This window comes from Mycobacterium seoulense (genome assembly GCF_010731595.1).
Lineage (GTDB): Bacteria > Actinomycetota > Actinomycetes > Mycobacteriales > Mycobacteriaceae > Mycobacterium > Mycobacterium seoulense.
The window spans coordinates 2,370,379-2,394,238 of record NZ_AP022582.1; the positions used below are offsets into that span (position 1 = coordinate 2,370,379).

22 protein-coding genes and 1 pseudogene are annotated in these 23,860 nt (G+C 69.0%); 8 read left to right on the forward strand and 15 right to left on the reverse strand.

All coding sequences use genetic code 11. From position 1 onward, the window contains the following. Window positions 1-11 precede the first annotated feature (11 nt). The 5 genes from G6N37_RS10875 to G6N37_RS10895 all read right to left on the reverse strand — a co-directional run bounded on the left by G6N37_RS10875 (window position 12) and on the right by G6N37_RS10895 (window position 4,349). Window positions 12-1,097, reverse strand: a complete 1,086-nt coding sequence (locus G6N37_RS10875; protein ID WP_163679777.1) for a sulfate/molybdate ABC transporter ATP-binding protein — start codon at window positions 1,095-1,097, stop codon at window positions 12-14. 19 nt (window positions 1,098-1,116) lie between these two features. Further along, window positions 1,117-1,929, reverse strand: coding sequence for a sulfate ABC transporter permease subunit CysW (gene cysW, locus G6N37_RS10880; RefSeq protein ID WP_163679780.1), 813 nt, complete (start codon window positions 1,927-1,929; stop codon window positions 1,117-1,119). Further along, window positions 1,926-2,807, reverse strand: coding sequence for a sulfate ABC transporter permease subunit CysT (gene cysT, locus G6N37_RS10885; protein ID WP_276066134.1), 882 nt, complete (start codon window positions 2,805-2,807; stop codon window positions 1,926-1,928). The genes cysW and cysT overlap by 4 nt, the downstream gene beginning before the upstream one ends. Then, window positions 2,804-3,835 carry a sulfate ABC transporter substrate-binding protein gene (locus tag G6N37_RS10890; protein ID WP_163679782.1) on the reverse strand — a complete coding sequence of 344 codons (1,032 nt, stop codon included), beginning with the start codon at window positions 3,833-3,835 and terminating at the stop codon, window positions 2,804-2,806. Before G6N37_RS10890 ends, cysT begins: the two co-directional genes overlap by 4 nt. 319 nt (window positions 3,836-4,154) lie before the next feature. Further along, entirely contained in the window at window positions 4,155-4,349 is a 195-nt protein-coding gene (locus G6N37_RS10895; protein ID WP_163679783.1) for a hypothetical protein, read from the reverse strand. Window positions 4,350-4,402: 53 nt separating this feature from the next. Here G6N37_RS10895 and G6N37_RS10900 point away from each other — a divergent pair, with 53 nt between their 5' ends. Continuing rightward, window positions 4,403-5,638, forward strand: a complete 1,236-nt coding sequence (locus G6N37_RS10900) for an FAD-dependent oxidoreductase (RefSeq protein WP_163679785.1) — start codon at window positions 4,403-4,405, stop codon at window positions 5,636-5,638. Window positions 5,639-5,703: 65 nt separating this feature from the next. Next, on the forward strand, window positions 5,704-7,740 hold the full coding sequence (locus G6N37_RS10905) for a glycoside hydrolase family 15 protein (protein ID WP_163679787.1): 2,037 nt from the start codon (window positions 5,704-5,706) through the stop codon (window positions 7,738-7,740). Between the two features lie 22 nt (window positions 7,741-7,762). On the opposite strand, the gene G6N37_RS10910 is transcribed toward G6N37_RS10905, so the two are convergent. The 3 genes and pseudogenes from G6N37_RS10910 to lepA all read right to left on the reverse strand — a co-directional run bounded on the left by G6N37_RS10910 (window position 7,763) and on the right by lepA (window position 11,520). Next, the gene (locus tag G6N37_RS10910; RefSeq protein ID WP_197745732.1) at window positions 7,763-8,614 is read right to left on the reverse strand and encodes a sensor domain-containing protein; all 852 of its coding nucleotides are present in this window, start codon (window positions 8,612-8,614) and stop codon (window positions 7,763-7,765) included. A 105-nt stretch (window positions 8,615-8,719) separates the two neighbouring features. Then, the gene (locus G6N37_RS10915) at window positions 8,720-9,508 is read right to left on the reverse strand and encodes a sensor domain-containing protein (RefSeq protein ID WP_232075416.1); all 789 of its coding nucleotides are present in this window, start codon (window positions 9,506-9,508) and stop codon (window positions 8,720-8,722) included. Window positions 9,509-9,510: 2 nt separating this feature from the next. Further along, window positions 9,511-11,520, reverse strand: a pseudogene (gene lepA / locus G6N37_RS10920) (translation elongation factor 4). Here lepA and G6N37_RS10925 point away from each other — a divergent pair. Continuing rightward, the gene (locus tag G6N37_RS10925) at window positions 11,502-12,101 is read left to right on the forward strand and encodes a type II toxin-antitoxin system PemK/MazF family toxin (RefSeq protein ID WP_163679789.1); all 600 of its coding nucleotides are present in this window, start codon (window positions 11,502-11,504) and stop codon (window positions 12,099-12,101) included. The pseudogene lepA and the gene G6N37_RS10925 overlap by 19 nt on opposite strands. 12 nt (window positions 12,102-12,113) lie before the next feature. On the opposite strand, the gene G6N37_RS10930 is transcribed toward G6N37_RS10925, so the two are convergent. Beyond that, a complete protein-coding gene (locus tag G6N37_RS10930; RefSeq protein ID WP_163679791.1) occupies window positions 12,114-12,542 on the reverse strand; it encodes a CBS domain-containing protein in 429 nt (142 codons plus the stop codon). A gap of 194 nt (window positions 12,543-12,736) precedes the next feature. On the opposite strand from G6N37_RS10930, the gene G6N37_RS10935 reads away from it, so the two are divergent. After that, complete coding sequence (locus tag G6N37_RS10935; RefSeq protein WP_163679793.1) at window positions 12,737-13,576, forward strand: ribonuclease Z; 840 nt, start codon at window positions 12,737-12,739, stop codon at window positions 13,574-13,576. Window positions 13,577-13,594: 18 nt separating this feature from the next. On the opposite strand, the gene G6N37_RS10940 is transcribed toward G6N37_RS10935, so the two are convergent. The 3 genes from G6N37_RS10940 to G6N37_RS10950 are packed head-to-tail and all read right to left on the reverse strand — an operon-like array spanning window position 13,595 to window position 17,087. Then, on the reverse strand, window positions 13,595-14,434 hold the full coding sequence (locus G6N37_RS10940) for a transglutaminase family protein (RefSeq protein WP_163679795.1): 840 nt from the start codon (window positions 14,432-14,434) through the stop codon (window positions 13,595-13,597). Continuing rightward, on the reverse strand, window positions 14,434-15,411 hold the full coding sequence (locus tag G6N37_RS10945; RefSeq protein WP_163679798.1) for an alpha-E domain-containing protein: 978 nt from the start codon (window positions 15,409-15,411) through the stop codon (window positions 14,434-14,436). The genes G6N37_RS10940 and G6N37_RS10945 overlap by 1 nt, the downstream gene beginning before the upstream one ends. Continuing rightward, the gene (locus G6N37_RS10950; RefSeq protein ID WP_163679801.1) at window positions 15,411-17,087 is read right to left on the reverse strand and encodes a circularly permuted type 2 ATP-grasp protein; all 1,677 of its coding nucleotides are present in this window, start codon (window positions 17,085-17,087) and stop codon (window positions 15,411-15,413) included. The genes G6N37_RS10945 and G6N37_RS10950 overlap by 1 nt, the downstream gene beginning before the upstream one ends. Before the next feature lie 147 nt (window positions 17,088-17,234). Here G6N37_RS10950 and rpsT point away from each other — a divergent pair, with 147 nt between their 5' ends. Further along, window positions 17,235-17,495 (forward strand): 30S ribosomal protein S20, encoded by a 261-nt coding sequence (rpsT, locus tag G6N37_RS10955; RefSeq protein ID WP_163679804.1) that lies wholly within the window; start codon window positions 17,235-17,237, stop codon window positions 17,493-17,495. Window positions 17,496-17,508: 13 nt separating this feature from the next. On the opposite strand, the gene holA is transcribed toward rpsT, so the two are convergent. From holA to G6N37_RS10970, 3 genes are read right to left on the reverse strand one after another with little or no spacing between them, the layout of a single operon-like run. Further along, a complete protein-coding gene (gene holA, locus G6N37_RS10960) occupies window positions 17,509-18,468 on the reverse strand; it encodes a DNA polymerase III subunit delta (RefSeq protein ID WP_163684909.1) in 960 nt (319 codons plus the stop codon). A gap of 44 nt (window positions 18,469-18,512) precedes the next feature. After that, entirely contained in the window at window positions 18,513-20,108 is a 1,596-nt protein-coding gene (locus G6N37_RS10965) for a ComEC/Rec2 family competence protein (RefSeq protein ID WP_179961890.1), read from the reverse strand. Beyond that, window positions 20,101-20,946, reverse strand: a complete 846-nt coding sequence (locus G6N37_RS10970) for a ComEA family DNA-binding protein (protein ID WP_163679807.1) — start codon at window positions 20,944-20,946, stop codon at window positions 20,101-20,103. The genes G6N37_RS10965 and G6N37_RS10970 overlap by 8 nt, the downstream gene beginning before the upstream one ends. 194 nt (window positions 20,947-21,140) lie before the next feature. Between G6N37_RS10970 and G6N37_RS10975 the strand changes: the two genes are divergently transcribed. Genes G6N37_RS10975 through G6N37_RS10985 form a run of 3 tightly spaced genes read left to right on the forward strand, consistent with a single transcriptional unit; the run spans window position 21,141 to window position 23,853 of the window. Then, the gene (locus G6N37_RS10975; RefSeq protein ID WP_163679810.1) at window positions 21,141-22,301 is read left to right on the forward strand and encodes an acyl-CoA dehydrogenase family protein; all 1,161 of its coding nucleotides are present in this window, start codon (window positions 21,141-21,143) and stop codon (window positions 22,299-22,301) included. Between the two features lie 7 nt (window positions 22,302-22,308). Beyond that, entirely contained in the window at window positions 22,309-23,427 is a 1,119-nt protein-coding gene (locus G6N37_RS10980) for an acyl-CoA dehydrogenase family protein (protein ID WP_163679813.1), read from the forward strand. 3 nt (window positions 23,428-23,430) lie between these two features. Next, window positions 23,431-23,853 (forward strand): PPOX class F420-dependent oxidoreductase, encoded by a 423-nt coding sequence (locus G6N37_RS10985; protein ID WP_163679816.1) that lies wholly within the window; start codon window positions 23,431-23,433, stop codon window positions 23,851-23,853. The last annotated feature ends 7 nt before the right edge of the window (window positions 23,854-23,860 follow it).

Consider the following 23,860-nt stretch of genomic DNA (forward strand, 5'->3'; position numbering starts at 1 on the left):
GAACCCGTGGCTTATGCCGACGTCAGCGTGGCTTCGTCCTCGCCGGCGCCGGCCGGACCACCGGCCGGCGCGTTGACGGCGAGGGACGGGATGCGGGTCGCGCGCACGTAAACGGTGTCGCCCTCACGCAGGGCCAGCGCCTCGGCGTCACCGCGGGTGATCTGCGCCGTGAAGGCCCCTCCGGTGGCGGCGCTGGTCAACTCCACCCGCACCTCGAAACCGAGCACCACGACGCGGTCGACGGTGGCGCGCACCACCCCGATCGACTCCGCGGTGCCATCCCCGCCGGCGATGGCCATCTCGGGGTTGCGGCCCACCCGGATGTCGTGCGGGCGAACCAGATTCCCGTTCAGGGTGGACACCGCCCCCAGGAACGACATCACGAAGGCGCTCGCCGGGGCGTCGTAGACCTCGGTCGGCGATCCCACCTGCTCGATACGACCGTGATTGAGCACCGCGATCCGGTCGGCCACGTCCAGCGCCTCCGCCTGGTCGTGGGTGACCAGGACGGTGGTGACGTGCACCTCGTCGTGCAGGCGGCGCAACCACGCGCGCAGGTCCTCACGCACCTTCGCGTCGAGTGCGCCGAACGGCTCGTCGAGCAGCAGCACCTGCGGGTCGACCGCCAACGCCCGCGCCAGCGCCATTCGCTGTCGTTGCCCGCCGGAGAGCTGATTGGGGTAGCGGTTCTGAAACCCGCTCAGCCCCACCACTTCCAGCAGGTTGTCGACCTTGGCCTTGACCTCCGCTTTGGGCCGTTTGCGAATCTTCAACCCGTAGGCCACGTTGTCACGGACCGTCAAGTGCTTGAACGCCGCATAGTGCTGAAACACGAACCCGATGCCCCGCCGCTGCGGCGGCACCCGCGTGACGTCTTGGCCGTTGATCGTGATCGTTCCGCTGTCGGGCTGGTCCAGCCCGGCGATGGCACGCAGCAGGGTCGACTTGCCGGAACCGCTGGGCCCCAACAGCGCGGTCAGCGAGCCGGAGGGCACGACGAAGTCGACATTGTCCAGGGCCACGAAGTCGCCGTAGCGCTTGTTGGCGTTGTGCACGACGATGGCGTGGTCGCCGGGGCGGCTGCTGTTGTCGGTCATCTGCGTGTCTCCATGTCACCTACCTGGCCGCTCGCGCGCGGCGGGCATCCAAAATCACCTGGAAAATCAGGACCAGGACCGCAACGCCCATCAACAACGTCGAGAGCGCGTAGGCGCCGTATTCGGCGCCGCGGTTATACCGATCCGAGACGAGCAACGTCAGGGTCTGGGACTTACCCGGCAGGTTCGACGACACGATGATGACGGCCCCGTATTCGCCGAGGGTGCGCGCGATGGTCAGCACGATGCCGTAGGTCAGACCCCACCGGATCGAGGGCAGGGTGATCCGCCAAAAGGTCTGCCACCAGCCCGATCCCAGGGTCGCCGCCGCCTCTTCCTGGTCGGTCCCCAGTTCGTGCAGGACCGGTTCCACCTCGCGCACGACGAACGGCAGGGTGACGAAGACGCTGGCAAGCACGATGCCGGGCAGCCCGAAGATGATCTTGAACCCGAGGTCCTTCTCGACGAAGCCGAACGCGCCCGCCGATCCCCACAACAGGATCAGGGCGACGCCCACGATGACCGGCGACACCGCAAAGGGCAGATCGATCACCGCCTGCAGCACGCCTTTACCCCGAAACCTGTTGCGGGCGAGCACCAGCGCGGTAGGGATGCCGAAAACCACGTTCAGCGGCACCACGATCGCAACGACCAGCAACGTCAGGTTGAGCGCCGACACCGCCGCGGGCGTGCTCACCCAGTCGAAGAACTGGCCGACGCCCGGCCGGAAGGTCCGCCACAAGATCAGGGTCACCGGGACGACGAGCAACACGAAAATGTATGCGAGCCCGACGAATCGGATCAGGTACCGGACCCTGGATCCTGAGGTCACCTGGCCAGCTCCTGACGCTTGGCCGCGCGCCCACCCACGATCCGCAGAATGAACAGCACGACAAACGAGATCGACAGCAGCACGATGGATATCGCGGCGGCACCGGTGCGGTCGTCGTTCTCGATGAGGGTTCGTATCCACTGCGAGGACACTTCCGTCTTGCCGGGTACCGCGCCACCGATCAGGACCACCGACCCGAACTCGCCGATCGCTCGCGAGAAGGCCAGGCCCGCGCCGGACAACAACGACGGGGTCAACGACGGCAACACGACCGACGTGAAAACCTTCCGGCCGCTGGCACCCAACGACGCCGCCGCCTCTTCGGTCTCCCGGTCGATCTCCAACAGCACGGGCTGCACCGCACGCACCACGAAGGGCAGCGTGACGAAGGCCAGCGCCACCGCCACGCCCCATGCCGTGTGCTGCAGATGAAGGTTCACCGGGCTGTTGGTGCCGTAGAGGGCCAGCATCACCAGGCTGGCGACGATGGTCGGCAGCGCGAACGGCAGGTCGATGATGGCATCGACGAGCCGCTTGCCGACGAAATCATCCCGCACCAGCACCCAGGCGATCACCAGGCCGAAGACCAGATTCACCACCGTGACCCCGGCGGAGATGGTCAGCGTCACCCGGAACGACTCCAGGGCGGCGTTTGAGGTGATCGCCAGCCAGAAGGCGTGCCAGCCGCCGCCGGCGGCCTGCCATGCGATTGCGGCCAGCGGCAGCAGCACGATCACCGAAAGCCACAGCGTCGCCACGCCCACCCGCAGCGACGTGGCACCGGATTCGCGCGAACCCCGCGCCGACGGCGCGCGGTGCTCGTCGCCGCCGAGCCCGGGCCTGATTGCCTGCGGGCCGGGGGTGACTGCGGCCGTCATCCGGTGGCCTGCGTGTAGATCTTGGTGATGCTGCCGGTGGTCTTGTCGAACAACTGCGGATCCGCGGCCTGCCAACCGCCGAGGTCGGCGATGGTCCACAGTTTTGCCGGCACCGGAAACTGGCCGCGGAATTCGGCCGCGACGGCCGGGTCGACCGGCCGAAAGCCGGCCTGCGCCCACACCTTCTGCGCCGCGGCCGTGTATTGGAAGTTCTTGAAGGCGACCGCGGCGTCCAGGTGCGGGCTGGTGCTCACCACCGCGACCGGATTCTCGATCTTGAACGTCTGCGACGGGTTGATGTGCTCCACCGGTTTGCCCGCGCTCTCGGTGGCGATCGCCTCGTTCTCGTAGCTGATCAACACGTCCCCGCTGCCCTGGACGAAGACGTCGGTGGCCTCCCGTCCCGAACCGGGACGCAATTTGACGTGTTCGTGCACCAACTTGCTGATGAAGTCGACGCCGGCCTGGGTGTTGCTGCCACCTTCGCTCTTGACCGCATACGGTGCCAGCAGATTCCACTTGGCCGACCCCGAGCTCAGCGGACTGGGGGTGATGACCTCCACCCCCGGGCGCAGCAGGTCGTCCCAATCCTTGATGTTCTTGGGGTTGCCCTTACGCACCACCAGAGTCACCACCGAACCGAAGGGAATTCCCTTGGTGGCGTCGGTATTCCAGTCTTTGGCAATCTTGCCGGCCTTTACCAGCCGGGAGATGTCCGGCTCGACGGAGAAGTTCACGACGTCGGCCGGCTTGCCGTCGAGGACCCCGCGTGATTGGTCGCCGGAGGCGCCGTAGGAGGCGATCACCTGCACGCCCTTGCCCTCGTCGGCGGCATTGAACGCCGGGATCACCTTGCTCCAGCCGGGTTCCGGGACCGAATAGGCGACCAGGGTGATGCTGGTGCGCGCGTTGGTCGGTCCGGAACCGCCGACGACGTCACTGGCACCGCCGCTGCACCCCGCCACGACCGCGACGATCAGGGCAACCGTGGCCGCCGGCCGCCACCGCAGGGCGATGTCGTTGAACATTCGGGCCTTCCAATACCGGGGACTTGGGAGATAGCGGTCCCGTTGCGGAAAGGCGCCTTAAACGACAGGAGACATCACGGACCCCATACCAGACCGCACACGGGTTTGGCAGTCAGCGACAACAGTGCACGAAGACATGGCGTTCGACGACACCCGATGTCACCTGCATGGCCGGAAGCCTAACAGGAATCGACGGGGCCGCCAGCGCACGACCGCCGAGCGGGCAACCCGCGCGCTCAGTGCGTTACCCACCACGCGACGATCACCAGCACCACGAGCGCGACCAGAATCAACGTCACGTGTGACCGAGGCATGCGCGTTACCCGGGCGCCTCGCCGGCGCGGCGGGCACGGCGCATCAAGGCGATGCTCTTGCCGAGCAGGCCATCGAGCAGGCCCGCCGTGACGGCCGCCACCACCAGCACGACGGGCATCACCACCATGGCCTGGAGCACGAAAGCGAGTCCGGAAAGCCACAGCTCGTTGCCGTCCCACCAATTCAGGAACGCGGTCACGGGCTCACCCTATTCGGCCTTGGCGCCGAGGGCCAATGTGCCAAGATCGGCGCATGGCTGCCCCGTCGTCCGCGCCCGAGGCGACGGCCTGCCTGATCGCCGGCGGCGGCCCGGCGGGCATGGTGCTGGGCCTGCTGCTCGCCCGCGCCGGCGTCGAAGTCACGGTGATGGAAAAGCACGCCGACTTCCTCCGCGATTTTCGGGGGGACACCGTGCACGCGAGCACCTTGCGGCTCCTCGACGAGCTGGGCCTGGGCTCGCGGTTCGCGCAGATTCCGCATCGCCTCATCGACACCGTCCACATGGAGATACAGAACGAACCGGTGGCCCTCGACCTGACCCGTCTTCCGGGCGCGCACAAGCACATCGCCCTGGTGCCGCAGTGGGACTTCTTGGAGCTGGTGGCCACGGCCGCCGAGGCCGAGCCGACCTTCCGGCTGTTGCGCAGCACCGAGGTGACCGGCGTCATCCGGGACGCCGACCGCGTCGTCGGCGTCACCTACCGCGACCAGACCGGTCAGGTGAAAAACATGCGCGCCGAGCTGACCGTGGCCTGCGACGGTCGCTCTTCCACGGTCCGTTCGGCGCTCGGCCTCGAACCGCAGAATTTCGGCGCTCCCATGGACGTGTGGTGGTTCCGGTTGCCCCGCCACCCCGGCGATCCGCGGGGACTGGCCGGCGTGCTGCGGGCCGGACACGCGGTCATCGTGATCGACCGCGGCGACTACTACCAGATCGCCTACATCATCCCGAAGGGAACCGACGCCCGGCTGCGGTCGCAGGGCATCGAGGCCCTGCACCGTGCGCTGGTCAGCATGGTGCCCTGGCTCGGTGACCGCGTGGCGACGCTGACCTCGTTCGACGACGTGAAACTGCTTGACGTACAGCTGAATCGGCTTCGGCGCTGGTATGCCGGCGGCGTCCTGCTCATCGGCGACTCCGCGCACGCGATGTCACCGGTCGGCGGGATCGGCATCAACCTCGCGGTGGCGGACGCGGTGGCCGCGGCGCGCATCCTGGCCGGCGCGTTGCGCGCGGGCCGGGTGCCCACCTGGCGGTTGGCCCGGGTGCAGGCGCGTCGTTGGCTGCCCACCGTGCTGCTCCAGGCGGCGCAACGGGCGATCCATGCCAACGTGATAGCCGCGGCGGTCAGCGGAAACGAGGACAGCGCACCGCTGGGTGTGCGGCTGGTGGGCCGGTTCGCCGCGCTGCGGCGACTGGCCGGCTACCTCGTGGCGATCGGTCCGCTGCCCGAGCACGCACCGAGGTTTGCCCGCCGCCGCGGCTGATCGGGTGCGGCGCCACGTCGCCGAAAGAATGGACGCCGGGCCGCTCAACAGATGATGATGTCGGGATGGTCCTGCACGCCCAGCCCGATGACCAGCCCGCCGACGCCATGCCCGAGGAGGCATTCGAAGCGGCTCCGGCGGTCTTGCCTTCGAACATCGACTTCAGCGCACCGGCGCCGCTCGCTTCCAGCGCAGCACTGCGGAACCCGTTCCCGCCGATCGCCGATTACGCCTTCCTGTCGGACTGGGAGACGACGTGCCTCATCTCCCCCGCGGGATCCGTCGAATGGCTGTGCGTGCCGCGGCCCGACTCGCCCAGCGTGTTCGGTGCGATCCTGGACCGCAGCGCCGGCCACTTTCGGCTCGGCCCCTACGGCGTCTCGGTGCCCTCGGCCCGCCGCTACCTGCCCGGCAGCCTGATCATGGAGACCACCTGGCAAACCCACACCGGCTGGCTGATCGTGCGCGACGCGCTGGTGATGGGGCCGTGGCACGACATCGAGCGCCGGTCGCGGACCCACCGCCGCACGCCGATGGACTGGGACGCCGAGCACATCCTGCTGCGCACGGTGCGCTGCGTCAGCGGCACCGTCGAGCTGATGATGAGCTGCGAGCCCGCCTTCGATTACCACCGCGTCGGGGCCACCTGGGAGTACTCGGCCAACGCGTACGGCGAGGCCATCGCGCGGGCCGCCAAGCAGCCCGACGCGCACCCGACCCTGCGGCTCACCACGAATCTGCGGATCGGGCTGGAGGGCCGCGAGGCGCGCGCACGCACGCGGATGAAAGAGGGCGACGATGTGTTCGTCGCCCTGAGCTGGACCAAGCACCCGGCGCCGCAGACCTACGAAGAGGCCGCGGACAAGATGTGGCAGACCACCGAGTGCTGGCGGCAGTGGATCAACATCGGCAACTTCCCGGACCACCCGTGGCGGGCCTACCTGCAACGCAGCGCGCTCACGTTGAAGGGGCTCACGTACTCTCCCACCGGGGCGCTGCTGGCGGCCGCCACCACCTCGCTGCCGGAAACGCCGCAGGGCGAACGCAATTGGGACTACCGCTACGCGTGGGTGCGTGACTCGACGTTCGCGTTGTGGGGCCTCTACACGCTGGGACTGGACCGGGAGGCCGACGACTTCTTCGCGTTCATCGCCGACGTCTCCGGCGCCAACAGCAACGAGCGGCACCCGCTGCAGGTGATGTACGGCGTGGGCGGCGAACGCAGCCTGGTCGAAGAGGAGCTGCACCACCTGTCCGGGTATGACCATGCCCGCCCGGTGCGCATCGGCAACGGCGCCTACGACCAGGTCCAGCACGACATCTGGGGCTCCATCCTCGATTCGTTCTACCTGCACTGCAAATCCCGCGAGCAGATCCCGGAGAGTTTGTGGCCGGTGCTGAAGAAGCAGGTGGAGGAGGCCATCAAGCACTGGCGCGAGCCCGACCGGGGCATCTGGGAGGTCCGCGGCGAACCGCAGCACTTCACCTCGTCGAAGGTGATGTGCTGGGTCGCGCTCGACCGCGGCGCGAAGCTGGCCGAGCGCCAGGGCGAGAAGAGCTACGCCCAGCAGTGGCGGGCCATCGCCGAGGAGATCAAGAACGACATCCTGCAAAACGGGGTGGATTCCCGCGGGGTGTTCACCCAGCGTTACGGCAGCGACGCGCTGGACGCCTCGCTGCTGCTGGTGGTGCTGACCCGCTTCCTGCCGCCGGACGACCCCCGGGTGCGCAACACCGTGCTGGCCATCGCCGACGAACTCACCTCCGAAGGCCTGGTTCTGCGGTACCGCGTCGAACAGACCGACGACGGGCTGTCCGGGGAGGAAGGCACGTTCACCATCTGCTCGTTCTGGCTGGTGTCGGCGCTGGTGGAGATCGGCGAGGTGGCGCGCGCCAAGCGCTTGTGCGAGCGGCTGCTGTCCTACGCCAGCCCCTTGCACCTCTACGCCGAGGAGATCGAGCCGCGCACCGGCCGGCACCTGGGCAACTTCCCGCAGGCGTTCACCCACCTGGCGCTGATCAACGCGGTCGTGCACGTGATCCGCGCCGAGGAGGAGGCCGACGGCTCCGGGATGTTCCAGCCCGCCAACGCGCCGATGTAGCGGCGATCGCAAGCGCGCGGGGTCAGCTCAGCGCGCTCACTTTGTCCCGCATGACTTGCGCAATGTCCAGCGCGCTGGAGTTGATGTCCCTCTGCGCTCCCGGCGACGGGCCGGATGTGCCGATGAAATCGACCTCGACCTCGATCAGGCAATTGTCCCGCACGCCGACGGCCCGCGCGGCGGGAAGCGATGGGGGCGAGAACAAGGGCGCTGTGCTCCATCGCATCGAAATGGTCGCCGCGACAACGGAAACGGCGCTCTGGACGTGACTGACTTGCACTTCCAGCGGCAGACTTCCGCCCGAAATGGGCACCGTCTTGCCATCGCATTCTTGCCACTGCCTGGAGAACGTCGCGAAAAGGGCATCGGCGTCAGCGGCGGTGGGCAGGCTGATGGCGGCCTCCTGCACCCTGGTCACCGCCGCGGCGGACCCGGCGTCGGGCCGCCAGGTGGTGAGCGCAACATCTTTCACATTGGCGGATCGGTAGGCGCCTCGCTGCATCATCACCGCCACTCCGAGGCAGCTTTCGGACCACCCCACGCCCGCGCCCCCCAACATCTCGGGACCTCCGAAGAGCGGCGGGAAACGCGGGTCAGGCTCCAACGACTCCTTGACGATGCGGGATAGCGCGCTCCTGCCGAGCAGCACCCGCTTGAGGGCTTGCCCGGCGAGGGATCGCGGCGTGGGGTTCGCTGGTGGCCGCGCCGCGCCGGCAACCGTGACGGAGCAGCCCGTCGCCGACATCAGGACGACCAGAAGTGCCGCTGCGCACCAACGCCGGCCGCGACCGCCGCGACGGCCGGACAACGCGGCAACAAACGCGGGCCGGGGCATTCCAATGCCGCAAATACTTCCCATGCGCTTTTCGGCCACCTCTCACTCCCACCGAGTTTAGGCTCGACGGCACGGCGAAGACGGCAGAGACACGTGAGCACAGCTCAACCCCAGAAAAGTCCCAGGACGGTGCCAGGTGGCGCGTCAGCTCAACCCGCTGACCTTGTCCATCAGCGCGTGCGCGACGTCGACGGCGCTGCGGTGCACATCGCCGGATCCCGCGTCCGACGGGCTCGTCGAATTGAAGAACGCCACCTCGACTTCGACGAGGCAGTTCCCCCGCACGCCGATCGCACGCGCCTCGGGCCGCGGCCCGCTCGACGGTATGCCGGGCAACTGGGTGTCGATCGAAATAGTCGCCGCCAGAACGGAATCAGCGACTCGCACCTCGGAAATGGTGTCCGAGAACACGATCGCGGGACGGTCGGTGATGGTGCTGGGGCGCCCGATGGTCACCGTCGTGCCGTCGCAGTCGCGCCATTGCTGGGCGAACTGCTGGAACAAGGCGGCGGCCCCGGCAGTGCTGGACAAGGCGACCACGCCCTCGGCCACACTGATCACCTTCGCCGGCCCGCGCAGGTTCCACCACGTCGCTCGCGCCCCGTTCTTGACGTCGCCGGATTGGTAGGCGTTCTTCACCATCATCGAGGTGACGCCGACGCAGTTGAGCGGTGAGACCGCCCCGAACGCCGGCGGCAACACCTCGGGCCCGCCGAACCGCGCCGGAAGTTCGGCCTTGGTGCCAAAGGACTGGCCGAGCAGCTTGGCGAGCTCACCGTCGTCGAGCAGCACCTTCTTGACGGCTTGCCCCGTGACCGGGTGGGGCTTCAAACCCGGCGCGGGTCGCGCGGTGCCCGAGACGGTGCAGCCGGTGGTCAGAGCGACGGTCAGCAGGCCGATACCGACCAGGGCTCCGGCTCGCGTCGGCGTCACGGCTATTTCTTGCCCTTGTCACCCGCGGCGTCCGTGGACAGCGCCGCGACGAAGGCCTCCTGCGGGACGTCCACCCGCCCGATGGTCTTCATCCGCTTCTTGCCCTCCTTCTGCTTCTCCAGCAGCTTGCGCTTGCGGGTGATGTCCCCGCCGTAGCACTTGGATAGCACGTCCTTGCGGATCGCCCGAATATTCTCGCGCGCAATGATTTTCGACCCGATGGCCGCCTGCACCGGCACCTCGAACTGCTGGCGCGGAATCAGCTCCTTGAGCTTGGTGGTCATCTTGTTGCCGTAGGCCGAAGCCCCATCCTTATGGACGATCGCGCTGAACGCGTCGACGGCCTCGCCCTGCAACAGGATGTCGACCTTGACCAGTTGGGCCTCCTGCTCGCCGGCCTCCTCGTAGTCGAGGCTGGCGTAGCCGCGGGTGCGTGACTTCAGCGAGTCGAAGAAGTCGAAGATGATCTCGCCGAGCGGCATGGTGTAGCGCAGTTCGACCCGCTCGGGCGACAGGTAGTCCATGCCGCCGAGTTCGCCGCGGCGCGACTGGCAGAGCTCCATGATGGTGCCGATGAACTCGCTGGGCGCGATGATGGTGGTCTTGACCACGGGCTCGTAGACCGTGCCGATCTTGCCCTCGGGCCAGTCCGACGGGTTGGTCACCACGATCTCGGTGCCGTCCTCCTTGATCACCCGGTAGACGACGTTGGGCGACGTGGAGATCAGGTCCAGGTCGAACTCGCGTTCCAGGCGCTCTCGGGTGATCTCCATGTGCAGCAGCCCCAGGAAACCGCACCGGAAGCCGAAGCCCAGCGCCACCGAGGTTTCCGGCTCGTAGGTCAGCGCCGCGTCGTTGAGCTGCAGTTTGTCCAGGGCGTCGCGCAGGTCGGGGTAGTCCGAGCCGTCCACGGGATACAGGCCCGAGTAGACCATCGGCCTGGGTTCGCGGTAACCGGTCAGCGCCTCGGTGGCGCCGTGCCGGGCCGTCGTCACGGTGTCGCCGACCTTGGACTGGCGGACGTCCTTGACCCCGGTGATGAGGTAGCCCACCTCCCCGACCCCCAGGCCCTCGGTGGCCTTGGGTTCGGGCGAGACGATGCCCACCTCGAGCAGCTCGTGGGTGGCGCCGGTGGACATCATCAGGATGCGCTCACGCGGGACGATCTTGCCGTCCATCACCCGGACGTAGGTCACCACACCGCGGTAGATGTCGTAGACGGAGTCGAAGATCATCGCCCGGGTGGGCGCGTCGGCGTCGCCCTGCGGAGGCGGCACCAGCCGAACCACCTCGTCGAGAAGCTGGGGCACGCCCTCGCCGGTCTTGCCGGATACCCGCAGCACGTCGTCCGGCTCGCAGCCGATGATGTGCGCGAGTTCGGCCGCGTAGCGGTCCGGGTCGGCGGCGGGCAGGTCGATCTTGTTGAGCACCGGAATGATGGTCAGGTCGCGGTCCAGCGCCAGGTACAGGTTGGCCAGCGTCTGCGCCTCGATGCCCTGGGCCGCGTCGACCAGCAGCACCGCGCCCTCGCAGGCCTCGAGCGCCCGGGACACCTCATAGGTGAAGTCGACGTGGCCCGGGGTGTCGATCAGGTGCAGGACGAATTCTTTTCCCGCATCGTCGCCGCCGGATACTTTCCAGGGCAGCCGGACGTTCTGCGCCTTGATGGTGATCCCGCGTTCCCGCTCGATGTCCATCCGGTCCAGGTACTGGGCGCGCATCATCCGCTCGTCGACGACGCCGGTGAGCTGAAGCATCCGGTCCGCCAGCGTGGACTTGCCGTGATCGATGTGGGCGATGATGCAGAAGTTCCGAATCTGCGCCGGCGCGGTGAAGGTCTTGTCGGCGAAACTGCTGATGGGGATCTCCTGGTCTGGGCATGCGTGCGGCCGCTGGAACGCCGGCTCGTGGGTATGTCCAGGGTATCCAGGCTGGGGCGCCCAGACCTACTTGGACACAATCGCACCCAGCCGCCCGCGTCTATGCTGCGAATATGGCGTCTGCCCGCAAATCCCAGTGGAAGACGTTCCAGCGGTTCGCGGAAAACCTGGTGTTCGACCGGGCCCCGCGACTGGCCCGGCACGTGCAGAACTCGCAGACGGTGCTGCGCGAACTGCAGCAGGCGGTCAAGATCACCGCGAACGTCATCGCCGCCGCCGCGCCGCAACAGCCCGCGATCGCCGCGGGCCGCCCGGTGACGAGCACGAGCTTCCCCACCGCGCAGCGCGCGCGCAAGCTGGTCTACGCCCCCGACCTCGACGGCCGGGCCGATCCCGGCGAGATCGTGTGGACGTGGGTGGTTTACGAGGACGATCCCACCCGCGGCAAGGACCGCCCCGTGCTGGTGGTCGGTCGTGACCGCCGCGTCTTGCTGGGGTTGATGGTGTCCAGCCAGGACCGCCACGCCGACGACCGGGACTGGATCGCGATCGGTTCCGGCGCTTGGGATTACGAGGGCAGGCAGAGCTGGGTGCGGCTGGACCGGGTGCTCGACGTGCCCGAAGAGAGCATCCGCCGCGAGGGCGCGATCCTGGATCGGGAAATCTTCGACCTGGTGGCCGAGCGGTTGCGCGCTGACTATTCCTGGAGCTGATCGCCCGGGTTATCAGCCCTGCGTGATGTAGGACTGCAGCTGCTGCTGTTCGGCCTCGAGTTCTTCCATTCGGGTCTTCACCACGTCGCCGATGCTGACGATGCCGATCAGCTTCTTGCCGTCGAGCACCGGCACGTGGCGCACCCGGTTCTTCGTCATCAGCACGCTCAGGGAGTCGACCGTGTCGGCTTTCGTGCAGGTGGCGACGTTGGCGGTCATGATCTTGGAGATCGGCCGCGACAGCACGCTGGCGCCGTGGGTGTGCAGCTGGCGCACGACGTCGCGCTCGGAGACGATGCCGACGACGCCCTCGTCGCCGACGACCACCATGGCCCCGATGTTCTGCTCGGCGAGGCCGGCGAGCAGCTCTTTGACCGTCGCCTCGGGGTTGATGGTCACCACCGCCGCGCCCTTGTTCCGCAAGACGTCTGCAATCCGCATCAAGGCCTCCAGCCGGTTGTGATCCGCTTCACACAGGCTACGGCTAACTCGCGCGGCGCAAAAGCCACGACGGGAACCGGTGGCCGATCCGTGTCCATACCCTGACGTCGTCGTCCGAAACCGGGGCGCGCCGCGCCGGGCCGGATCGCCCGATTGCCCCACTCCGGCGGGCCGCGCCTTGCAAGATGGGGGCCATGATCGAGATCACGCTCCTCGGGACGGGGAGTCCGATCCCCGACCCCAACCGGGCCGGGCCGTCGACACTGATCCGCGCCGGCGGGCAGGCGTTTCTGGTGGATTGCGGGCGTGGCGTGCTGCAGCGCGCGGCGGCGGTGGGCGTCGGCGCCGCCGGATTGTCGGCGCTGCTGATCACCCATTTGCACAGCGACCACATCGGCGACCTCGGCGACCTCCTCATCACCCGCTGGATCAGCACGTTCGCACCCGATCCGGCGCCGCTGCCGATCATCGGACCACCCGGGACCGCGGAGACGGTGGAGGCGACGCTGCACGCGTTCCGTCACGACATCGAGTACCGGCTCGCTCATCACGCCGACCTGAACGCCCCACCGGCGGTCGAGGTCCACGAATGCACCGAGGGGGCGGTGTGGGACCGCGACGGCGTGTCGATCCGCGTGGCGCCCACCGATCACCGGCCGGTGGCGCCGACCGTCGGATTCCGGATCGACTACGGGACGGCGTCGGTGGTGCTCGCCGGGGACACGGTGCCCTGCGCCGGGCTGGACCAGCTGGCGGCGGGCGCGAGCGCGCTGGTGCACACCGTGATCCGCAAGGACATCGTCGCCAACATTCCGCAACAGCGGCTCCAGGACATCTGCGACTACCACTCGTCGGTCGAAGAGGCGGCGGAAACCGCGGCCCGTGCCGGGGTCGGCACCCTGGTCATGACGCACTACGTGCCGGCGCTGGTGCCGGGCCAAGAAGAACAGTGGCGGGCGCTGGCGGCCTCGAAGTTCAGCGGTCGGATCGAACTGGGCGACGACCTGCTTCGCGTCGAAATCAACGCGCCGTAACGGTCATTCGCGGCGCGGCTACGCCAGCCGGGTGACCTCCACGACGACGTCGAGATCGGTCGCCCCCTGCCCGGAGTAGATGCCTTTCAGCGGGGGGACGTCGGTGTAGTCGCGTCCGGCGCCCACGCTGACGTATTGCTCGGAGATCTCGGTTTCGTTGGTGGGGTCGTAGCTCCACCACCCGCCCGTCCACGCCTGGATCCAGGCGTGACTGCGCCCGTCGACGGTGTCCCCGACCACGGCGTTGCGCTTGGGGTGCAGGTACCCCGAAACGTAGTGCGCGGGAATTCCCATGGCGCGCAACAACATCAGCGACAGGTGGACGAAGTCCTGGCACACTCCCCGGCCCTCGTTCAGCGCATCCAGCCCCGACGAGTGCACGCTGGTGGTGCCGGGGAGGTATTCCAGCTCGCCGCGCACCCAGTGCGCCGCGGCGACGACGGCCTCGGCGGGCTGGTGCGACTTGGCGATCTTCTTGGCCACGGACGTCACCTTTTTGCTCGCCGGGGCGTGGGCCGTGGGGCGCAGCAATTCGTCGAACCGATCGATGACGACCTCGGAGTCGAGCTCGCGCCAGCCGACGTCGGTGACCGGCGGTTCGGGCCCCTCGGTTTCGACCACCGAGGACGACGTCACGGTGAGGTCGGTGTGCGGCGCGTGCAGGTCGAAAGCCGTTACGGCCGTGCCCCAATAATCGATGTAGCGATAGGACCGGGTCGCCGGGATGGTTTCGACGCGGTTGAGGATGACGTTCTGCCGGGAGTTCGACCGCGGGGTCAGGCGCGCTTCGTTGTAGGAGGCGGTAACCGCCGACTGGTAGGCGTAGCCGGTGGTGTGCACCACACGCAGCCGCCACATCAGTTATCTCCCGGCCGGCCGACCAGCCTGGCGCGGTCGCCGGCGTCCGACCACGCCACCCAGGGAGTGACGTGAAAGTACTGAACGGACAACGCTTCTCCGACATCGCGACAGGTTCGCTGCAGTCCGGCCAGGCGGAGCTCCAAGGATTCCAACAGCACACCGGGCTGCACGAATTCCAGTTCGCTGCGGGCCTGCCCGAGCAGCCGTTGCGCCTCCCCGGTGGCCCCGATCCGGCTATGCCGGTTGTGCAGCAGTTCGTCGAGGTTGTGTTCGGCCAGCCGCAGCGAATAGAACACCGAACGCGGGAAAAGCCGGTCGAGCATCATGAACTCGACGACCCGCCCGGCGTCGAGCACGCCGCGGTAGGTGCGCAGATAGGTGTCGTGGGCGCCCGCGGAGCGCAACAGCGTCACCCATGCCGGGGACGACGCGCTGTCCCCCACCCGCGACAGCAGCAGCCTGACCGTCATGTCGACCCGCTCGATCGCGCGACCCAGCACCATGAATCGGTACCCGTCGTCGCGCGACAGCGTCGAGTCGGCCAGCCCGGCGAACATCGCCGCCCGGCCCTCGACGTAGGACAGGAATTCGTGGGGCCCGAGGCGTCTGGCGGCGCGCTCGCGTTCGGCCAGCGCGTGATAGGTGGTGTTGAGGCACTCCCAGATCTCGCTGGACGTCACCTCCCGCGCCGACTTCGCGTTCTCCCGCGCCGCCGTGATGGCGTCGACGATGGACGAACCCCCGGAAGCGTTGGTGCTGAAGGCCACCAGGTCGGTCAACGACCACACGTCGAGGTCGTGGGTGGGGGGATCGATGCCGAGCACCCGGAGCAACAGCCGTGACGTCTGGTCGGGGTCGACGCTGGAATCCTCGAGCAGCTGGTGCAGGACCACGTCGAGAATGCGCGCCGTGTCGTCGGCCCGCTCGACATAGCGGCCGATCCAGAACAGCGCCTCGGCGTTACGCGCCAGCATCAGCGCCTCGCCCGGCGCTGGTGCTGTTGCTGGAGCTGCTGTTCCTGTGGCGATTCGGTGGGCTGCGTCTGCGTCTGCGTCAGCCGCGGCGCGCCGTCCAGCGCCGGATCGGAAATGGACTCGGGTAGCGACCGCACGACTTCGGCCGCGCCGAGCTCCCGCTCGCCGCCGGACGCGCGCGACGCCAGCACCCAGGTGTCCTTCGACCCACCGCCCTGACTGGAGTTCACCACCCGCGAGCCCTCGACCAGGGCCACCCGGGTCAGCCCGCCCGGCAGCACCCACACGTCATCGCCGTCGTTGACGGCGAACGGGCGCAGGTCGACGTAGCGGGGGGCCAGGGTGTCGCCGATCTGCGTCGGCACGGTCGACAGTTCCATCATCGGCTGCGCGATCCAGCTACGCGGATCGTCGCGGACCTTCTTGGCGACGGTGGCCAGCTCTTTGTCGGATGCGCCCGGGCCGAACACGATGCCGTAGCCGCCCGATCCCTCCACCGGTTTGAGGACCAACTCGTCGATGCGGTCCAGCACCTCTTCCCGTTCGTCATCGAGCCAGCACCGGTACGTCTCGACGTTGGCCAGCAGCGGCTTCTCCCCCAGGTAGTACTCGATCATGGTCGGCACATAGGTGTAGACGAGCTTGTCGTCGCCCACACCGTTGCCGATGGCGCTGGAGACGACGACGTTCCCGGCGCGCGCGGCGTTGACCAGGCCGGCGACCCCCAGCACCGAGTCGGCGCGGAACTGCAGCGGGTCCAGGAAGGCGTCGTCGATGCGCCGGTAGATGACGTCCACCTGCACCTCGCCCTCGGTGGTGCGCATGTAGACCTGGTTGTCCCGGCAGAACAGGTCGCGACCTTCGACGAGCTCGACGCCCATCTGGCGGGCCAGCAGCGAATGCTCGAAGTACGCCGAGTTGTACACGCCGGGGGTCAGCACCACCACCGTCGGGTCGGCCTCGTTGGTGGCCGCGGAATTGCGCAGGGCACGCAGCAGGTGCGACGCGTAGTCGTCGACCGCACGCACCCGGTGCGTGGCGAACAGGTTCGGGAAGACCCGCGCCATGGTCCGCCGGTTCTCCATGACATAGGAGACGCCCGACGGCGAGCGCAGGTTGTCCTCGAGGACGCGGAAGTTGCCCTTCTCGTCGCGGATCAGGTCGATGCCGGCGACATGGATGCGGACGCCGTTCGGCGGGACGATGCCCATCGCCTCGCGGTGGAAATGCTCGCAGGAAGTGATGAGGCGGCGCGGGATGATGTCGTCGTTCAGGATTTCCTGATCGCCGTAGATGTCGTCGAGATACATCTCGAGCGCCTTGACGCGCTGGATGATGCCGCGCTCCAACCGGCTCCACTCGGCGGCGGAGATCACCCGCGGAACAAGGTCGAGCGGAAACGGGCGCTCCTGACCCGACAGCGAGAACGTGATGCCCTGGTCGATGAACGCGCGGCCCAGCGCTTCGGCGCGGGCCTTGAGCTCCGAGGCGTCGGACGGCGCGAGCTCGGCGTAGATGCCCTTGTAGGGACCCCGAACGGTGCCCTGCGCGTCGAACATCTCGTCGAAGGCCATCGAATAGGTGTCCGACGACGCGTTGTACCCGCCAAAGATGTGCTCGGCACGCGCAGCGCGCAACGCCCGCCTGTGTTCCTCAAGCTGGCTCGGAAGACTCACTTTTTAGATGCTGCCTCAAATTGGCGTTATGGCAGGCCACGGGTTCCCGTTTTGGGAGAAAACGTAACCGACTGATAACCTGGGCAGTCGCTGTGGTGATATCCGGCGCCTGAACCAAACGTCGAAATCGGAGAAGGAACTAGAAGCGTGGCCAACATCAAGTCGCAGCAGAAGCGCAATCGCACCAACGAGCGCGCTCGACTGCGCAACAAGTCGGTGAAGTCCTCGCTTCGCACCGCCGTGCGCGCGTTCCGCGAGGCCGCCCATGCCGGCGACAAGGACAAGGCCACGGAGCTGCTCGCGGCGACCACCCGCAAGCTGGACAAGGCGGCCAGCAAGGGCGTGATCCACAAGAATCAGGCGGCCAACAAGAAGTCGGCGCTGGCGCGGGCGCTCAACAAGCTCTGAGCCCCGCGCGCGCTCACCGGCCCCGGTGGGCGGCCAGCTCGGCCACCTGCCTGACCGCGGATTCCAGCGCGTAATCGGCGTCCGCCACGGCGCCTTTGACGTTGGCGTTGAGCGTGGCCACCACCTTCATCGCCGCCGCCACACTGTCGCGCGACCAATACCGCGCCTGTTTCTGGGCCTTCTGCACCCGCCAGGGCGGCATCCCCAACTGCGACGCCAGCCGATAGGGATCACCTGACAGCGGGCCGACCCGGCCGATCGTGTGGACGGCTTCGGCCAGCGCGTCGGCAAGAACCACCAGCGGCTCACCGCGCATCATTGCCCACCGCAGCGCCTCGGCGGCTCCCGCGACGTCGCCGGCCACCGCCTTGTCCGCGATGTCGAACCCCTTCACCTCGGCTTTGCCGCTGTGGTAGCGGCGCACCGCGGCCGCGTCGACGATCCCCCCGGTGTCGGCGACGAGCTGCGAACAAGCAGCCGCCAGCTCCCGCACGTCGGACCCGACCGCGTCCAGCATGGCGGTCACGGTCTCCTCGTCGACCTTGACCCGCAGCGCGCGAAACTCCTTGCGCACGAAGTCGATTCGTTCACTTGCCTTGCTGATCCGCGCGCAGGGATGCACGACGGCGCCGAGTGCCTGCAACTCGGCGGCCAGCGCCTTGGCCCGCCCGCCGCCCGAATGCACGACGACCAGCGTCGTGCCCAGCGGGACGTCGGCCGCTGCCGAGGCGATCACCGGGGCCGCCTCCTTGCCCGCGTCGCCGGCGGCCTCGAGCACGACGATGCGCTCGTCACCGAACAGCGACGGGCTCAGCAGTTCGGCGAGCTCGTAGGTGCTGACGTCACCCGCCCGCATCCGGCTGACCGGAACGTCGGCGTCGTTCGTGGAGCCGGCCCGCTGGCGCGCCGACCGCAACACCTCGGCCACCGCCCGCTCGACCAGCAGCTCCTCGTCTCCCAGGACCAGGTGCAACGGCGAATCCTCGTTCACCCCACGATGGTGTCACGACGGACCGACTACGCGGGATCCAGCAGCCTCGACAACCACCAGGCCAGCGCGCAGAGCGCCGCCGCCACCGCGCCCAAGGCGACCGCGCCACCAAACCAGCGGCGGCCGCGCAGCCGCGTGACCGCCACGACGACCAGCGCCGTCACCCCGCCGACCAGCAGGACTCCGGGCGGCCCGGACGGGACGGGCAGCGTCGCCGCGGGCACGCCGGACGACCAGCGCGCCACCCTGATCACCCACCACAGTTCGGGGCCGGTGAAGCGGATCAACACCTGCGCGGCGGACGGCCACGGCACGCTCAAGACGGCCGCGGCGCTGCCCAGCACGGTGATCGGCGCGATCACCGGTGCGGCCGCGAGGTTGGCGCCCACCGCCACCAGGCTGAACCGCCCCGAGATGCCGGCCACCAGCGGCGCGGTCACCACATGCGCGGCCGCGGCGACGGCCAGCGCGTCGGCGAGCGGCCGGGGCCAACCCCTCCCCACCAGCCGCCGCGACCAGGCCGGCGCGATGACGACCAACGCCGCCGTCGCGACCACGGACAGCGCGAAGCCCACGTCGACGGCCAGCTGGGGGGCTATCGCCAGCAAACCCAGCACCGCGGCGCACAACGCCGGGATGGCTTGCCGCCGCCGGGAGAACAGCACGCCCGCCAGCGCGATGGCGCCCATCACTGCCGCCCGCAACACGCTTGCCGTCGGCTGCACCACGACGACGAACGCGACCAGTGTCAGCGCGGCGAGGACGACGGCCGCCCGCGGGCCGATCAACCGCGCCGAGAACAGCACGGCGGCACACACGATGGTCACGTTGGCGCCCGACACCGCCATCAGGTGGGTCATCCCCGCCGCGCGAAATTCGCGGTCGGTCTCGGCGGTGACCGCCGAGGTGTCACCCAGAACCAGGGCGGGCAGCATCGCCGCCCGCTCGGCGGGCAACGCGCCGCGGACGGCGGCGGCGAACCGACCGCGCACCGTGTGGGCCGCCCGGTGCACGGCGCCGGCGGTGCCCGCGGTCGGCCGGCCCGACGCGTTGAGCACGGCGACCGTGAGGTCTCGGCGGGTCGGACGGCCGATCCGCGCGGTGAACCGCACCGGCCGGCCCACCATCAGTCCGCCGGCGTCCGATTCGAAGTGCGAGGCCCGGGCGAAGACGACCACCCGTCCGGCAATCCGCGCGTCGCGCAGGCGCTGCAGCTTGGCGCGGAACATCAGCCGCCCGCGACCGAGCGACACCGGGCTCTCGGTGGGGGTGACCGTCACCGGGGCGGCGGTCCCGAAGGCCGCCGTGATCGGGTGGCGATCTACCGCTTCGGCGCGCAGCGCGACCGCCAACCCGAACCCCGCGCCGATGACCCCGACCGAGATCAGGCCGGCGCTGACGGCCCGCAGCCGCCCGGTTCCGCCCCGCCCGCGCGCCGCGTGCCACGCCAGCGCGCCCGAGGCGGCGGCCAACACCACGCACCACGCGGCCAGCACCCGGCCGATCGGCCACCAGATCCCGGCGGCGGTGACCACCCAGCAGGTGAGCGCGGCCGGCACCAGGCGAGCGTCGACACGCGCCGCGCCCGGCTCGACGACGCCGGAACCGCGGGTGTCAGACACGGACCAGGGCGCGCAACTTCTCCAGCCGCGCCGGCCCGATGCCGTCGACTTCGGCGAGCTGGTCGACGCTGGTGAATTTGCCGTGGGCCTGTCGCCAGGCGACGATCGCGGCCGCCGTGACCGGGCCGACACCGGGCAAGGCGTCCAAGTCCTGCACGGTCGCCGTGTTGAGGTCGACCACGTCACCCGCCTTCGGCCGCACCGGTCCGGTCCCCGTCCGCGGCGGCTTCGGCGTGGGCGTGGAGCCCGAAGCCACCGAGCTCGCCAATGCCGCCGGCTGCCCGGGGACGGGGGCGAGGCCGACGACGATCTGTTCGCCGTCGCCGAGCGGACGCGCCATGTTCAGCCCGACGGTGTCCGCCCCGGTCGCGGCTCCGCCCGCCGCCTGCAGCGCGTCGGCAACGCGCGCCCCTGGCGCCAGGGTGACCAGCCCGGGGCTGTGCACCAGGCCCACCACGCTCACCACCACCGGCCGGTCGGGGCTGGGGCCCGGGCTGGCGGACGACTTCGGGCCGGCCGTCGACGCCGCCTGCACCGGCGGCAGTTTGGCCGACATCACCGGCGCCGGCCGGTCGCGCAACAGCGTGAACACCGTGACGAGCACGGCCAGGGCGGCCACGATCGCCAGCCCGATCGCGCCGGACCGTCCCGGGTCGGCGCGCAGCCTGGCCAGCCAGCCCCGATCCGGGGACGCGGCGGGCAGCCAGCGCGGGAGCAGCGAATTCTGGTCCTCGTCGACCGCCTGATCGGCCGGCGCCGGCTCCGCGCCGTCGGACCCGGCGTCCGGTTCGGCGCCGAGTCGCCGCTGCAGACGCTCGGCGGGAAGTTCAGTTCGCATGCGCCGACCGTAGGTGCGCCGACCACCGGCTCGGCCCGGCGCGGCGGCGCCGCGGCCGGAGACTGTGGACTAAGCCGAGGCTGTGCACAACCCGCTGCACGGGATGGGTCAATATGGAACCAAGAACGCATCGCCAGAACCGGGCTCCATCCGACGCTGGTAGCCATGTTCCCCCCAGACGACAGGAGGCCGCCGTGCAACTGGCGCTCACACCGGAGGAAGCCGCGTTCCGCGACGAACTCCGCTCCATTTACACAACGAAGATCCCGGAAGAGCTGCGCGAGCGGGTGCGCCGGGGCTCGGCGGAAGTGAATCGCGACGACATCGTCACCAGCCACAAGATCCTGCACGAGCACGGGCTGGCGGTGCCGAACTGGCCGGTCGAATGGGGCGGCAAGGACTGGACGCCCACCCAGCACCAGATCTGGGCCGACGAGATGCAACTGGCGTGCGTCCCGGAGCCGCTGAACTTCAACACCAAAATGGTGGGGCCGGTGATCGCCGAATTCGGTTCGGAGGAGGTCAAACAACGCTTCCTGCCGCCGACGGCCAGCCTCGACATCTGGTGGTGCCAGGGGTTCTCCGAGCCCGAGGCCGGTTCGGACCTGGCGTCGTTGCGGACCACCGCGGTGCGGGATGGCGACAGCTACGTCGTCAACGGCCAGAAGACCTGGACCACGCTCGGCCAGTACGCGGACTGGATCTTCTGCCTCGTGCGCACCGACCCGCAGGCGCCCAAGCGCCAGGCCGGCATTTCGTTTCTGCTGTTCGACATGAAGACCCCCGGCATCACCCTGCGGCCCATCAAGACGATCGACGGCGGTCACGAGGTCAACGAGATTTTCTTCGAGGACGTCCGCGTGCCCGCCAATCAGCTTGTGGGAGAAGAGAACAAGGGCTGGACGTACGCGAAATTCCTGCTGGGCAACGAGCGGACCGGTATCGCCGGTGTCGGACGGACCAAAGTGCGCCTCGCCGAGGTGAAGAAGCACGCCGCGGCGACCGGGGTGCTCGAAGATCCCCTGTTCGCGGCCCGGCTGGCCGAGGCCGAAAACGAGCTGCTGGCACTGGAACTCACGCAGTCGCGGGTCGTCACCGATTCCGCGAACGGGCAGCCCAACCCCGCGTCTTCGGTGCTCAAACTGCGCGGCAGCCAGCTACAGCAGATCGCCACCGAATTGCTCGTCGAGGTGGCCGGCGCCGACGCGCTGCCCGCCGACGGCGACGGCATCGCGTCTCCGGACTGGGCGCAACACAGCGCGCCGCACTACCTCAACTACCGCAAGACGTCGATCTACGGCGGCAGCAACGAGGTGCAGCGCAACATCATCGCGTCCACCATTTTGGGATTGTGAGGCAGCCATGGACTTTCAGTTGACCGACGAGCAGACCCTGCTCCGCGACACGACCCGCGACCTGCTGTCGCGCAGCTATGACCCGGAGAGCCGCAACAAGGTCATCGGCTCCGACCTGGGCTGGAGCCGTGAGGTATGGAGTCAGCTCGCCGACACCGGCATCCTCGGCCTCGGCTTCGACCCGGAGGAGGCGGGCCAGATCGAGATCATGGTCGTGCTGACCGAGGCCGGCCGACGGTTGGCGCCCGAACCGATCCTGCACGCCGCGTTGGCGCCCGGTGCGCTGATCGCCGAGCTGGGCAGCGACGCCCAGAAAGAACAGCTCGACGCCGTGGCGGCCGGCCAGCGGCTGCTGGCCTTCGCGCACCTGGAACCGGGCCACCGCACGCCAACCGCTACGGTGACCACTCAGGCTGTGCGGCAAGGGGATTCATGGGCACTGAGCGGACGTAAGAACCCGGTGCTCGCCGGTGACTGCGCCGACGCGTTGGTGGTCAGCGCCGCGCTGCCGGACGGCGGCACCGGCCTGTTCCTGGTCGACGCGGGCCCGGAAAGCACCTCCGTTAGCCGACACCCGTACCGGACCTTCGACGGACAACGGGGCGCGCAGGTCGATCTCGACGGCGCCGCCGCCGAACCGCTCGGCGAGGGGGGCGACGCGACGCGGGCCATCCGCGACGCCGTCATCCGCATCCAGGCGGGGCTGTGCGCCGAAGCGGTCGGGGCGATGGAGGAGGCGCTGCGGCTGACCACCGATTACCTCAAGTCCCGCAAGCAGTTCGGCGTCACGCTCAACAAGTTTCAGGCGCTCACGCAGCGGGCGGCCGACATGTATGTGTCGCTGGAGCTGGCGCGCAGCATGAGCCTGTACGCGTCGATGTCGATCGCCGACGGCGACCTCGACCCGGTGATCGCCTCGCGGGCCAAGCTGCAGATCGGCCGCGCGGGTCGGCACATCGCGCAGGAGTCGATCCAGTTGCACGGCGGAATCGGCGTGACCGCGGAATATCCGGTCGCCCACTACGCGGCCCGGCTCACCGCGATCGAGCACACGCTGGGCACCTCCGGCGACCACCTGCACAATCTGATCGACCACCTCGGCGACTACGACCTGGCCCGGCTCTAACGCATGGCCGAGCTCTCGGCCCGAGTCGTCGAGTTCCTGTCGGCCGGCACCCGCACCGGGATGCTGGGGTACGTCGCCGCCGACGGCCGGCCGCTGGTCGCTCCGGTGTGGTTCGTCGTCGACGACGGACAGCTGGTGTTCAACACCGGCCGTGACACGCCCAAAGGCCGCGCCCTGCATCGCGATCCGCGGGTGGTGATCTGCGTCGACGATCCCCATCCGCCGTATTCGTTCGTTCAGGTGCAGGGGGTGGCGACGGTGAGCGAGGACCCCGCCGAGGTGCTCGACGTCGCCACCCGCGCCGGCGCGCGGTACATGGGCGCCGAGCGCGCCGGGGAGTTCGGCCGCCGCAACTCCGCGCCCGGCGAGCTGGCGGTGCGCGTGCGCCCGACCAAGGTCGTCGCCGGTTTCGATATCAGCGACTGACCCCGGC

Bases quoted from the DNA above. Each gene is read 5' to 3' on its own strand.
- G6N37_RS10875 (WP_163679777.1), bottom strand. From the start codon at position 1,097: ATGACCGACAACAGCAGCCGCCCCGGCGACCACGCCATCGTCGTGCAC.
- cysT (WP_276066134.1), bottom strand. From the start codon at position 2,807: ATGACGGCCGCAGTCACCCCCGGCCCGCAGGCAATCAGGCCCGGGCTC.
- G6N37_RS10890 (WP_163679782.1), bottom strand. From the start codon at position 3,835: ATGTTCAACGACATCGCCCTGCGGTGGCGGCCGGCGGCCACGGTTGCC.
- G6N37_RS10900 (WP_163679785.1), top strand. From the start codon at position 4,403: ATGGCTGCCCCGTCGTCCGCGCCCGAGGCGACGGCCTGCCTGATCGCC.
- G6N37_RS10905 (WP_163679787.1), top strand. From the start codon at position 5,704: ATGGTCCTGCACGCCCAGCCCGATGACCAGCCCGCCGACGCCATGCCC.
- G6N37_RS10925 (WP_163679789.1), top strand. From the start codon at position 11,502: ATGGCGTCTGCCCGCAAATCCCAGTGGAAGACGTTCCAGCGGTTCGCG.
- G6N37_RS10930 (WP_163679791.1), bottom strand. From the start codon at position 12,542: ATGCGGATTGCAGACGTCTTGCGGAACAAGGGCGCGGCGGTGGTGACC.
- G6N37_RS10935 (WP_163679793.1), top strand. From the start codon at position 12,737: ATGATCGAGATCACGCTCCTCGGGACGGGGAGTCCGATCCCCGACCCC.
- G6N37_RS10940 (WP_163679795.1), bottom strand. From the start codon at position 14,434: ATGTGGCGGCTGCGTGTGGTGCACACCACCGGCTACGCCTACCAGTCG.
- G6N37_RS10945 (WP_163679798.1), bottom strand. From the start codon at position 15,411: ATGCTGGCGCGTAACGCCGAGGCGCTGTTCTGGATCGGCCGCTATGTC.
- G6N37_RS10970 (WP_163679807.1), bottom strand. From the start codon at position 20,946: ATGCGAACTGAACTTCCCGCCGAGCGTCTGCAGCGGCGACTCGGCGCC.
- G6N37_RS10980 (WP_163679813.1), top strand. From the start codon at position 22,309: ATGGACTTTCAGTTGACCGACGAGCAGACCCTGCTCCGCGACACGACC.
- G6N37_RS10985 (WP_163679816.1), top strand. From the start codon at position 23,431: ATGGCCGAGCTCTCGGCCCGAGTCGTCGAGTTCCTGTCGGCCGGCACC.